The organism is Elioraea sp. (assembly GCF_051860475.1).
Classification (GTDB): Bacteria; Pseudomonadota; Alphaproteobacteria; order Acetobacterales; family Acetobacteraceae; genus Elioraea.
In genome coordinates this window covers 1-11,921 of record NZ_JBHYDW010000004.1, presented here as the reverse complement: position 1 = coordinate 11,921, position 11,921 = coordinate 1, and the positions used below count along the sequence as shown (strand labels likewise).

The 11,921-nt window shown below is 72.3% G+C and carries 12 protein-coding genes; 10 read left to right on the top strand and 2 right to left on the bottom strand.

Going from position 1 to position 11,921, the window contains the following annotated elements:
* The first annotated feature begins 55 nt into the window (after positions 1–55).
* The 4 genes from ACTIFU_RS01435 to ACTIFU_RS01420 are packed head-to-tail and all read left to right on the top strand — an operon-like array spanning position 56 to position 1,559.
* Positions 56–448 (top strand): Rap1a/Tai family immunity protein, encoded by a 393-nt coding sequence (locus ACTIFU_RS01435; protein WP_439576495.1) that lies wholly within the window; start codon positions 56–58, stop codon positions 446–448.
* A 1-nt stretch (position 449) separates the two neighbouring features.
* The gene (locus ACTIFU_RS01430) at positions 450–725 is read left to right on the top strand and encodes a YMGG-like glycine zipper-containing protein (RefSeq protein WP_439576494.1); all 276 of its coding nucleotides are present in this window, start codon (positions 450–452) and stop codon (positions 723–725) included.
* A 4-nt stretch (positions 726–729) separates the two neighbouring features.
* Positions 730–1,107: an MmcQ/YjbR family DNA-binding protein gene (locus ACTIFU_RS01425; RefSeq protein WP_439576493.1), complete on the top strand. Its 378-nt coding sequence runs from the start codon at positions 730–732 to the stop codon at positions 1,105–1,107.
* Positions 1,104–1,559, top strand: a complete 456-nt coding sequence (locus ACTIFU_RS01420; RefSeq protein WP_439576492.1) for a GNAT family N-acetyltransferase — start codon at positions 1,104–1,106, stop codon at positions 1,557–1,559. The genes ACTIFU_RS01425 and ACTIFU_RS01420 overlap by 4 nt, the downstream gene beginning before the upstream one ends.
* Before the next feature lie 3 nt (positions 1,560–1,562).
* Here ACTIFU_RS01420 and ACTIFU_RS01415 read toward each other — a convergent pair whose 3' ends face one another.
* Both ACTIFU_RS01415 and mmsB read right to left on the bottom strand, forming a co-directional pair.
* Positions 1,563–3,062: a RecQ family ATP-dependent DNA helicase gene (locus ACTIFU_RS01415; protein WP_439576491.1), complete on the bottom strand. Its 1,500-nt coding sequence runs from the start codon at positions 3,060–3,062 to the stop codon at positions 1,563–1,565.
* Positions 3,059–3,949, bottom strand: coding sequence for a 3-hydroxyisobutyrate dehydrogenase (gene mmsB, locus ACTIFU_RS01410; protein WP_439576490.1), 891 nt, complete (start codon positions 3,947–3,949; stop codon positions 3,059–3,061). The genes ACTIFU_RS01415 and mmsB overlap by 4 nt, the downstream gene beginning before the upstream one ends.
* A 170-nt stretch (positions 3,950–4,119) precedes the next feature.
* Between mmsB and ACTIFU_RS01405 the strand changes: the two genes are divergently transcribed.
* Genes ACTIFU_RS01405 through ACTIFU_RS01380 form a run of 6 tightly spaced genes read left to right on the top strand, consistent with a single transcriptional unit; the run spans position 4,120 to position 11,903 of the window.
* Positions 4,120–4,947 carry an FAD binding domain-containing protein gene (locus ACTIFU_RS01405; protein WP_439576489.1) on the top strand — a complete coding sequence of 276 codons (828 nt, stop codon included), beginning with the start codon at positions 4,120–4,122 and terminating at the stop codon, positions 4,945–4,947.
* Complete coding sequence (locus ACTIFU_RS01400) at positions 4,944–7,691, top strand: molybdopterin-dependent oxidoreductase (protein ID WP_439576488.1); 2,748 nt, start codon at positions 4,944–4,946, stop codon at positions 7,689–7,691. Before ACTIFU_RS01405 ends, ACTIFU_RS01400 begins: the two co-directional genes overlap by 4 nt.
* A complete protein-coding gene (locus tag ACTIFU_RS01395) occupies positions 7,688–9,187 on the top strand; it encodes a 6-hydroxynicotinate reductase (protein WP_439576487.1) in 1,500 nt (499 codons plus the stop codon). Before ACTIFU_RS01400 ends, ACTIFU_RS01395 begins: the two co-directional genes overlap by 4 nt.
* Positions 9,184–10,044: a UPF0280 family protein gene (locus ACTIFU_RS01390; RefSeq protein ID WP_439576486.1), complete on the top strand. Its 861-nt coding sequence runs from the start codon at positions 9,184–9,186 to the stop codon at positions 10,042–10,044. Before ACTIFU_RS01395 ends, ACTIFU_RS01390 begins: the two co-directional genes overlap by 4 nt.
* A 14-nt stretch (positions 10,045–10,058) precedes the next feature.
* A complete protein-coding gene (locus ACTIFU_RS01385; protein ID WP_439576485.1) occupies positions 10,059–10,646 on the top strand; it encodes an amino acid synthesis family protein in 588 nt (195 codons plus the stop codon).
* 42 nt (positions 10,647–10,688) lie between these two features.
* On the top strand, positions 10,689–11,903 hold the full coding sequence (locus ACTIFU_RS01380; RefSeq protein WP_439576484.1) for an ABC transporter substrate-binding protein: 1,215 nt from the start codon (positions 10,689–10,691) through the stop codon (positions 11,901–11,903).
* Positions 11,904–11,921 lie beyond the last annotated feature (18 nt).

Below are 11,921 nucleotides of genomic sequence, written 5' to 3'. Positions count from 1 at the left end.
GAAACCCCGCCAGCGGCTGCGCTAGGGTTTGGGCGCAACATCGAGGAGGAGTGCGATGGGCAGAGGACCAGCCGTGCTTGCGGCCGTGCTGATGGCGGCGGGCGTGGCGACGGCGCAACCGGCCCCGTTGGATCCCGGGCGGTTCCAGGTCCGGACACTCGGCGATCTGGTCGAGATCTGCCGTGTCGGCGCGGATGCTCCGCACTATCTGGAGGCGGTCGGCTACTGCAACGGCTACGGCCGCGGTGCGCTCGACTATCACCGCGCAGTTGTGCCCGCCAACGCGCCGCCGCTGTTCTGCGGGCCGGCCGGCTCCGAGCCGGGCACGATGCGCGCCCGGTTCGTCGCCTGGGCGGACGCCAATCCGGCCCGCCTCTCCGGACCCGCGGTGGAGGGGCTGTTCGCCTTCCTCGCCGCGACCTTCCCCTGCCCCACCCAGAGGAGGTGACATGAGCAAGCTTGCACGCATCGCCGGCGCCGGTGCGCTTCTGTTGCTGGTCGGTGCCTGCGCCGACACCGACCCGACCCTGCGACGCGCCGGCCTCGGCGCTGCGGGAGGTGCCGCGGCCGGCGGGCTGATCGGCTCGATCTCCGGCAATTTCGGTTGGGGCGCACTGATCGGCGCGGGCGCCGGGGCCGCCGGGGGCCTGCTCTACGACTACCACCGCCGCTCGGTCGACGACGCCTATGTGCGCGGCCGGCGGGGTGCACCGCGGCCGAACTGAGCCCGTGACGCCTGCGCGGCTGCGCCGGGTCTGCCTCGCGCTGCCTGGGGCCGAGGAAGTGGTGCAGTGGGGCGGGGTGCATGTGTTCAAGGCGGGGGGACGCATGTTCGCGACCCTCTCTCCCGAGGGCGGCGCACTGCGGCACGTCGCGTTCAAGGCGAGCCCCGAGAGCTTTCACGTCCTCACCGCGGCGGGACCGTTCGAACCGGCGCCCTATCTCGCGCGCGCCCAGTGGGTGGCGACCGATGACCTGGACGCGCTGACGGACGCCGAGTGGCGCGGCTATCTGGCGCGTGCCTGGCGGTTGATCGTGGCGCGTCTGCCCAGGCGCCTGCGCGAGCCCCTGTTCGCCGTGGCGGACGCCCCGCGCGGACGGCCGTGACCGCCACGGTGACGATCCGCGAGGGCCGGCCGGAGGACTCCGCCGCCCTGGTCGCGCTGCTCGCGCAGCTGTTCGCGATCGAGGCGGAGTTCGCGATCGATCCGGCGGCGCAGGCGCGCGGGCTCGACCTGCTGCGCAGCCGCGCGGACGCCATGATCCTGGTCGCCGAGTCCGACGGTTTCGTGGTCGGCATGTGCACCGTGCAGCTGACGGCCAGCACCGCGCGCGGCGGGCTTTCGGCGGGTGTGGAGGACGTGGTGGTGGACCAGCCGTACCGAGGCCGAGGCATCGGCCGCGCCCTGCTCGCCGCCGCCGAGGCGTGGGCGCGCCGGCGCGGTGCGGTGCGGATCGCGCTGCTCGCCGACGAGACCAATCTGCGCGCGCTCGACTTCTACGACCGGCTCGGCGTCACGCGCACGCGGCTGGTGTGGCTCGCCAAGGCGCTCGACTGACGCTCACGGCGCCGCGCGCACGACGCCCAGCACCGCACTTCCGAAATCCGCGAGTTTCTTCGCGCCGACCCCCGGCAGCGCGCCGAGCGCGTCGAGGGTCTCGGGCCGTGCCGCCGCGATCGCGGCCAGCGTCGCATCGTGGAACACGACATAGGCCGGCACGCGTCGGGCGCGCGCAAGGTCGAGCCGCAGCCGCTTGAGGGCAGCGAGCAGCTCCGGATCCACCGCGCGCGGCGCCGGCGCGGGTGGACGGACGCGCACTGCCACCGGTGTGATCTCGCCGAGGGTCGCGTCGCACGCGTCGCAGGCGCCGCAGGGGCCAGTCTCCTCGCCGAAGTGCCGCAGCAGGAGCTGGCGGCGGCACTCCGTCGTCTCGGCGTAGTCCACGAGCCGCTTCAGCCGCGCATGCTCGACCCGCTTGCGCTCGTCGGGCGCGGCCGTGCCGTCGATCATGCGCCGCCGCGCCATCACATCGTTCCAGCCGAACAGCATGGTCGCGACCGCGGGCAGGCCGTCGCGGCCCGCGCGGCCGATCTCCTGGTAGTAGGCTTCCAACCCTCCCGGCAACGCGGCGTGGATCACGAAGCGTACGTCCGGCTTGTCGATCCCCATGCCGAACGCCACGGTCGCGACCGGCACCGCGCCCGGTTCGGTCAGGAACCGGTCCAGCGCCGCGCGCCGCGCATCCGCATCCATCCCCGCGTGGTAGGGAAACGCGTTCACGCCGGCCGAGGACAGCCGTGCCGCGAGCCGCTCGGTCTCGGCGCGCGAGAGGCAGTAGACGATCCCGCTCTCGCCGCCCGCCGCGCGCACGAGGCCGAGGATTTGCCCGTTCACCTCGCCCTTGCGCTTGCGGATCACCGCGAGCGCGATGTTGGGCCGGTCAAACCCGGCAACGAACGAGAGGTGATCGGGACGCAGCAGCACGCGGGCGATCTCGGCGCGCGTGGCGCGGTCGGCGGTGGCGGTGAAGGCGCCGACCGGCACGGCCGGGAACCGCTCCTTGAGACAGCCGAGCGCGAGATACTCGGGGCGGAAGTCGTGGCCCCATTGGCTCACGCAATGCGCCTCGTCGACGACCAGCAGCGACAGGGGCAACCGCGCGAGCGCGTCCAGCATGCGCGGATCGGTCAGCCGCTCCGGGCTCAGGTAGAGCAGGTCGAGCTCGCCCCGCGCCGCCGCCTTCCACGCTGCGACATTGCCCTCGCGCGGACGGTTCGAGTTCACCGTGTCGGCGGCGATTCCATTCGCCTGCAGCCGCTGCACCTGGTCCTGCATCAGCGCGATCAGCGGGCTCACCACGATTGCGAGACCGTCGCGCGTGAGTGCCGGCAGCTGGTAGCAGAGGCTCTTGCCCGCGCCGGTCGGCATCACCGCGAGGACATCCGTTCCGTCACCGAGCGCACGTGCGACCTGCTCCTGGCCCGGCCGGAACGAGCTGAACCCGAAATGCCGCCGCAGCGCGGCGGCGAGCGGATCGGTGATCGTCCCGGCGTCGCTCACGCCCCGCCGCGGATCATGCGGATGATGCCGGAGAAGTCGGTCGCAGCACCACTGTCCTCGACGAAGCGGCGGTAGAGCTCGGCCGCGTGCCGGCCAAGCGCGGTCTCTGCGCCGGAGGCGCGCGCGGCCTCCTGCGCGAGGTCGAGATCCTTCAGCATCATCTGGGCGGTGAAGCCGGGCGCATAGCCGCGGTTCGCGGGGCTTGTCGGCACCGGGCCCGGCACCGGGCAGTAGCTGGTCAGGCTCCAGCACTGCCCGGAGGATTTCGAGGCGATGTCGAACAGCGCCTGGTGGTCTAGCCCAAGCTTCTCGGCCAGCGCGAAGGCCTCGCACACCGCGATCATCGAGATGCCGAGAATCATGTTGTTGCAGATCTTGGCCGCCTGCCCCGCCCCCGCCTCACCCGCCCGCACGACCGCCTTGCCCATCGCCGACAGGATCGGGCGCGCGCGCTCCACCTCCGCCCCGGGCCCGCCGACCATGAAGGTGAGCGTTGCGGCCTCGGCACCGCCCACCCCGCCCGAGACGGGGGCGTCGATCATCGCAAGCCCGCTCTCGTGCGCGAGCGCGGCCATCTCGCGCGCGGTCACGACGTCGATCGTGGAGCAGTCGATCAGCAGCGTGCCGGGCGCGGCCGCCTCGATCAGCCCACCCTGTCCGCCATAGACCGCGCGCACCTCTCGCCCGGCCGGCAGCATCGTGACGATCGCCTCCGCGGCTTCCGCCACGCCCGCGGGCGTTTCGGCAGCGGTCGCCCCCTCGGCGACCAGGCGGCCGGTGCGGTCCAGAAACACGTCGAATACGCGCAGCTCGTGGCCTGCACGCACCAGGTTCCGGGCCATCGGCGCGCCCATGTTGCCGAGCCCGATGAAACCGATGCGCGCCATGTCCCCTCCGTCGGTGTTTTCGCCCTGGGCCACCTTACGGAGACGACGACGGTGCCGGAAGCCCTGCGCACCGGGTCGCGCGACGCCGGCAATTGACAGCGGGACCGTCGCGGAGAGATCGTATGCACACGAATGATCCGTGCCGCAGGAGCGGCGGCGAGGGAGAGCGAATGGGACGCTATCTGCGTCCGGCGAGCCTGCCCGAGGCGCTGGCCGCCATGGCGGCCGGACCGTACCTGCCGCTCGCAGGTGGCACCGACCACTATCCGGCCCGGATCGACGGCAGCCCCGACGAGGACCTGCTCGACCTGACCGCGATCCCCTGTCTGCGCGGCATTGCCGAGGACGGGTCCGGCTGGCGCTTTGGCGCGGCAACGACCTGGACTGAGGTGATCGAGGCCGAGTTGCCGCCGTTGTTCGCCGGGCTGAAGGCGGCCGCGCGCGAGATCGGCGGGGCGCAGATCCAGAACGCCGGCACGCTGGGGGGCAATCTCTGCAACGCCAGCCCTGCGGCTGACGGGACGCCGAACTGGCTGGCACTCGACGCGGAGGTGGAGCTCGCGAGCGCCGTGGACAGGCGCACGCTCCCGGTGGTGGCGTTCGTGCTCGGCAACCGCCGCACCGCGCGCCGGCCGGACGAGATCGTGACGGCGATCCGCGTGCGCAGGCCCGGGGGATCGGCGCGCAGCGTGTTCCTCAAGCTCGGCGCGCGGCGCTATCTGGTCATCAGCATCGTGATGGTTGCGGCTGTCGCGACCTTCGACGCGGCCGGCCGGATCGTCCACGCGCGTGTCGCGGTCGGCGCGTGCAGCACGGTGCCGCTGCGGCTGCCCGCCCTGGAGGCGCGGCTGGTCGGCGCGACGCCGGATCCCGCGCTGGTCGAGCCCGCCGATCTCGCCCCGCTCGCGCCGATCGATGACGTGCGCGGCACGGCCGCATACCGCCGCGACGCGGCGCTGACCCTGGTCCGTCGCGCGATCGAGGCGCTCGCGCGATGAGGTCGCCGGCCACGCGACACCGCTTCGCGGTGAACGGTCGCGCGGTCGAGGCGCATGTCGCGCCCGAGACGCGGCTCGCCGATGTGCTGCGCGACTCGCTGGCGCTCACGGGCACCAAGATCGGCTGCAACGCCGGCGATTGCGGCGCCTGCACGGTGCTGCTGGACGGGCGGCAGGTCTGCGCCTGCCTGGTGCCGGTGGCGCAGGTCGAGGCTCGCACGGTCGAGACGGTCGAGGGGCTCGCGCGCGACGGACGGCTCGCGCCGTTGCAGCGCGCCTTTCTCGACCATGGCGCGGCGCAGTGCGGCATCTGCACGCCCGGCATGCTGATGGCAGCGGCCGATCTGCTCGCGCGCATCCCCCGTCCGAGCGAGGCCGAGGTACTGGACGGGCTCGGCGGCGTGCTCTGCCGCTGCACCGGCTACCGCACGATCGTCGAGGCGGTGCTGTCGGTCGGTCGCAGCGAGGCGCCGGTGGACGAGGCCCCGCCGGCAGGCCGCGCCGTTGGCGCGCGGTTCCGCAAGACCGACGGCGTGCCGAAGGTGACGGGGGCGGATCTGTTCGGCGCGGATGCGCTGCCCGACACCGCCTGGCTGACGCTGCGCGCGGTGCGCAGCCCGCACCCCCATGCCGCGTTCCGCATCGGTGAACTGGCGCCGCTGCACGCGCGCTTCCCCGGGCTCGTCGCGGTGCTGACCGCGCGCGACGTGCCGGGGCAGAACCTGTTCGGCATCTACCCGACGGACAAGGATCAGCCGGTGTTCGCGGACGGCATCGCGCGGATGCGCGGCGAGGCGGTCTGCGCGCTGGTGGGCGAGACCGAGGCGATCGCGGCGATCCGTGACGAGGACGTGCCGATCACCTGGGAGCCCCTGCCGCCCGTCACCTTCGACGATGCGCTTGCCGGCAGCGTGCGCGACCTCCACGAGCACGCGCCGGGCAATGTGCTCTGTCGTGGCCGCGTGGTCTGCGGCGATGCCGAGGCGGCGCTCACGGCGGCGCCGCACCGTGCGGAGATCGCCGTCGAGACGGGCTTCGTCGAGCACGCCTATATCGAGCCCGAGGCCGGCTACGCCCGCCGCGTCGGCGACCGGATCGAGATCGTCGCCTGCACCCAGACGCCCTACATGGACCGCGACGAGCTCGCGCTGATCCTGGGGGTCGCACCGGCACAGGTGCGTGTGGTCCCGACCGCCACGGGCGGCGGCTTCGGCGGCAAGCTCGACCTCTCGCTGCAACCGATGATCGCGGTCGCGGCCTGGACGCTCGGCCGGCCGGTGCGCGCTGTCTATACCCGCCCAGAGAGCATGGCCTCGACCACCAAGCGCCACCCCGCACGCATCACCGCCGAGGCGGCGTGCGACGCCGAGGGGCGGCTCCTCGCCTACAGCTTCCACGGCGACTTCAACACCGGCGCCTATGCTTCCTGGGGCCCGACGGTCGCCAACCGGGTGCCCGTGCACGCAATGGGACCGTACCGGGTGGCGAATGTGCGCGCGACCAGTACTGCGATCCACACCACCGACACCCCCGCCGGCGCATTCCGCGGCTTCGGCGTGCCGCAGGCCGCGATCGCACACGAGGCGCTGATGGACGCGCTCGCCGATCGCGCCGGGATCGATCGGCTGGAGTTCCGCGCGCTGAACGCGCTGCGGGTGGGCGATACCACGGCGACAGGGCAGCTCCTAGAACACTCGGCAGGTCTCGTTGCCTGCCTCGACGCGCTGCGGCCGCGCTGGCGGAGCCTGCGGGCAGAGGCGGAGGCGTTCAACCGCGCGGCACGCGGGCCGTTGCGACTCGGCGTCGGCGTCGCCTGCATGTGGTACGGCATCGGCAATACCTCGATGTCGAACCCGTCCGAGATGACCATGGGCCTCGCCGCCGACGGCACGATCACGCTCTACTCGGGCGCGGTGGATATCGGCCAGGGCTCGAACACGATCATGGTGCAGATCGCCGTCGACGCGCTCGGCGTGCCGGCGACAGCGGTGCGGCTGGTGCATGGCGACACCGACCGCACGCGTGATGCCGGCAAGACCTCCGCCTCGCGCCAGACCTTCGTTTCGGGCAATGCCGCGCGCCTCGCCGGCACGGACCTACGGCGGCGCCTGCTCGCGCTGACCAATGCGGGGCCGAATGCGTCGATCGAGACCGACGGCAGCCTGATCCTGCGCGACGGCGAGCGCGTGGCGCGCCCCGATCTCGCCCGCCTCGCGCCGGATGCGAACGGTGATGTGCTGGTGGGCGAAGGGCGGTTCGATCCGCCGACCACCGCGCTCGACGCGGACGGGCGCGGCGTGCCTTACGCGACCTACGGCTTTGCGGCCCAGCTCGCCGAGGTGGAGGTGGATGTCGACCTCGGCACCGTGCGCGCGACCCGCATCGTCGCCGCGCACGATGTCGGCCGCGCGATCAACCCGACCCAGGTGGAGGGGCAGATCCATGGCGGCATCGCCCAGGGGCTCGGGCTCGCGCTGATGGAGGAGTTCTTCCCCGGCCGCAACGAGAACCTGCACGACTACCTAATCCCGACGATCGGCGATGTGCCGCCGATCGAGACGATCCTGATCGAGGACCCCGAGCCGCTCGGCCCCTATGGCGCGAAGGGTGTGGGCGAGCCGGCACTGATCGCCACGGCGCCGGCGATCCTCGGCGCGATCGAGCACGCCACCGGCGTGCGCCTGACGCGTGCGCCGGCGACCCCAGATCGCGTGCGCACGGCGATCCTGGCCAAACCCGAATGACCGAAACGAAGCAATCGACCGACGCCCCCGACGCCGAGGCCCTCGCCCACGCGAAGGACGGCGAAGCCGGCATCGTCACCTGTGACGCCTGCCCGGTGCTGTGCCGCATCCGCCCGGGCCGCACAGGGGCCTGCGACCGCTACGGCAATGTCGAGGGCAGGCTCGCGCGGCTCGATCCGTTCGTGATCGCCGCGCGCGCAGGCTCGGACGGCGTGATCCCGTTTCTCGGCGCGTCCTGGGACGGCTCGCTGCTGTCGGGCGCGACCGCCTTCGTCACCGGGATCGGCGCCGGCACCACCTATCCCGACTACAAGCCAGCGCCGTTCATCGTCGCCTCCGAGCTCGACGGCGTCGACATGGTGACCGTCGTCACCGAGGGGATCTTCAGCTATTGCGGACTGAAGCTGAAGATCGACACTGACCGCTTCCTCGGGCCCGAATGCGCGCCCGTGCGGGCGAACGGGGAGCAGGTCGGGCATGTCACCACGGCCGAGTACGGCAGCCAGATGCTCTCGCTCGGCGGGGTGCGCCACCTCACCGGCGGGTCGAAGAAGGAGGGCGTGGTCACCTGCGAGACGCTGCTCGCCCTCGCCAACAAGGGCGCCGTGGAGCTGGCCATCGATGGCGGAGCGCGCGTGACGGTGCAGGCGGGTGCGGCACCGATCATCGACGGGGCGCGCGAGGAGCGGATGCGCGTCGGCTGCGGCTCGGCCGCAATCGGCATCTTCGCGCGCCAGTGGTTCGGCCACGCCGACGAGGTGATCGTGGTGGACGACCACATCACCGGCGTGCTGACCGAGCACCAGGCGGGCCGCTTCCTCGACATGCGCCCCTCCGGCATCCGCGTGCGCGGCCGCCGCTCCACCCCGGGCCGCTACTTCCAGGTGGCCAATCCCGGCACCGGCTGGGGCTGTACCGACATCACCGACCCGCTCACCGTCGTCGAGAAGATCGATCCGAAGACGGCATGGCCTGGGCTCCGGCTGCTCATGGTCTCGACCACGGGCGAGCACGCGGCCTGGTTCGTGCTGGACGAAACGCTGACGCCGCGACCCGCGCCCATGCCGGCCGAGATCGCAGCGGTCGTCGAGCGGATCGGCGAGAACTGCGAGCCAGCCCTCGTCTCGGTTCTGTTCATGGCCGGCGCGGGCGGATCGTTGCGCGCGGGCGTGACCGACAACCCGGTGCGGCTGACCCGCTCCGTCCGCCACGAGGCCACACGCGTCACCTCTGGCGGCGCGCCGGTGTTCGTCTGGCCCGGCGGCGGCATCACCTACATGGCGGACGTGCTCGCGATGCCCGATGGCAGTTTCGGCTATGTGCCGACCCCGGCGCTGGTGGCGCCGATCGAGTTCACCCTGCCGCTCGCCGATTATGCGGCGATGGGTGGGCACATGGACCGCGTCCGTCCGCTGGCGTCGCTGCGCGAGGAGACCCGGCTGAAGGCCGTGGCATGGGACCCCGCGCAGCCATGGCCACTGGAGCGCGGTGCATGAGCGCGTCCGCGGCGATGCTGCCCGACGGACGGCTGCATCTGAATCACGGCCCGATCGACGTCGTGCTGCGCGCCTGGGGCGACCGGACCGAGGTGAAGCGGGCCCATGCCCAGGCGGCCGCGGTGTTCCGCGGCGTGCTGCCCGATCTCTGCCGCGAGCTGCCCCTGCTGCGCCGCGCCCTGCCGGCAGAGCGGCCGCGCGGCCTGGTCGCACGCCGGATGCACGAGGCCGCGTTGCCGTTTACCGACCGCTTCGTCACGCCGATGGCCGCGGTGGCCGGCGCGGTCGCCGATCATCTGCTTGCCGCGCTGCGTGACGGGCGGCGGCTCACACGCGCCTTCGTCAATGACGGCGGCGACATCGCGCTGCACCTGGAGCCTGACCAGTCGTTCCGCTGCGGCGTCGTCACGGACCTCGCCGCGCCGGGGCTCGATGCGGTCGCCACGATCACCGCCGAGGACTGGATCGGCGGCATCGCGACCTCGGGCCGCGCGATCAAGACGCAGGGCGGGCGTTCCTTCAGCCTCGGGATCGCCGACTCGGTGACCGTGCTCGCCGCCGACGCCGCGACCGCGGACGTTGCCGCGACGCTGATCGCCAACGCGGTCGACCTTCCGGGCCACAGGGCGGTGGAGCGCGTGCCGGCCTCGTCGCTCGATCCGGACAGCGATCTTGGTGATCGGCTGGTCACCGTCGGCCTGGGCACCCTCAAGCCGATCGAGATCCGCCACGCGCTGGCCGCCGGGCTCGCCGAGGCGGAGCGATTCCGCTCGCGCGGGCTGATCCGCGCGGCCATCCTGCATCTCGGCGGTGCCCGCGCCGTCTGTGGCCCCGCCCCCGTCGCGATCGCCGCCTGAACCGGGAGCCGCCGATGTCCGACGCGCTGATCCGTAAGCTCACTGTGATCATCGAGGAGACGCATCGCGAGGCCGACCAGACGATCGCGCCGCCGACGCGCAAGGCCGCCGCAGTCGCGGTGATCGGCAATCCCTTCGCCGGGCGGCATGTCGAGGACCTGACCGAACTCGTCGAGGTGGGCGCGATGCTGGGCCGACTGCTCGCCGAGCGCGCGGTCGCGGCACTCGGCATTCAAGGCGACGCGGCGCAGAGCTACGGCAAGGCGGCGATCGTCGGCGAGGATGGCGAGCTCGAACACGCCGCGGCGATCCTGCACCCGAAGATGGGCGCCCCGGTGCGGGCGGTGCTGGAGAAGGGCGCGGCGCTGATCCCGTCGGCGAAGAAGCGCGGCGGCATGGGGACCCCGATCGACGTGCCGCTCGGCCACAAGGACGCGGCCTATGTGCGCAGCCACTTCGACGCGATGGAGGTGCGCGTGCCGGATGCACCGCGGCGGGACGAGATCCTGGTCGCGATCGTCATGACCGACAGCGGCCGGCCGAGCCCGCGGATCGGCGGGCTGACGGTGGACGAGATCGAAGGGCGTGACGGGCTGCGCTAGACTGCCCGCACGACAACAGGGACCAGCTCAGGAGAGACACCGATGATGCGAACCACACGACGGTCGGTACTTCTCGGCACGGCGGGGGCGCTCGCCGCACCGGCGCTGATCCGCGCCCAGGGCGCGCAGCCGATCCGCATCGGCGAGATCAACAGCTACACCGCGCTGCCGGCCTTCACGCTGCCGTACCGCAACGGCTGGCAGCTCCGCGTCGAGGAGGTCAACGCGGCGGGCGGTGTGCTCGGCCGGCCATTGGAGGTGGTGTGGCGTGACGATGCCGGGCGGCCGCAGGACGCGGTGCGGCTCGCGGGAGAACTGCTCGACAACGAGCGCGTCGACCTGCTCGCCGGAACGTTCTTCAGCCATGTCGGGCTCGCGGTCGGCGACTTCGCAGCGCAGCGCCGGCGCCTGTTCGTCGCCTCCGAGCCGCTGACCGATCAGCTCGTGTGGGAGAAGGGCAACGCCTACACGTTCCGGTTGCGTCCCAGCACCTATATGCAGGCGGCGATGCTGGTCGAGGAGGCGGCGAAGCTGCCGGCGAAGCGCTGGGTGACGGTGTCGCCGAACTACGAGTACGGCCAGTCGGCGGTGAAGTGGTTCAAGCAGCTGCTCTCGGCGAAGCGGCCGGATGTGGAGTTCGTCGCCGAGCAGTGGCCCGCGCTCGGGCGGATCGATGCGGGCGCGACCGTGACGGCGCTGGCGCAGGCGCGGCCGGAGGCGATCTACAACGTCACCTTCGGGCCCGACCTCACCAACTTCGTCCGCCAGGGCAACACGCGCGGGCTGTTCGAGGGCCGCAGTGTGGTCAGCCTGCTGACCGGCGAGCCCGAGTATCTCGACCCGCTCGCGGACGAGACGCCGGAGGGCTGGATCGTCACAGGCTATCCCTGGGACCAGGTGGAGACCGCCGAGCACGCGACGTTCCGGGCGGCGTACCAGCGGCGGTTCAACGACTATCCGCGGCTCGGCACGGTGGTGGGCTACGACACGATCACCGCGGTCGCCGAGTGCCTCAAGCGCGCGGGCTCGACAGACACCGACCGGATGGTCGCGGCGATGAAGGACCTGCCGTTCACCTCGCCGTTCGGGCGCTGCGTGTTCCGCGCGATCGACCATCAGTCCACGCTCGGGGCGTTCGTGGGGAAGACGGCGCTCCGCAACAACAAGGGCGTGATGGTCGACTGGCGCTACGCGGACGGCGCGAAGTACCTGCCGCCGGACGACGAGGTGCGGAAGATGAGGCCGCAGAGCGCCTGAAAGAGAGCGATGCGGGGG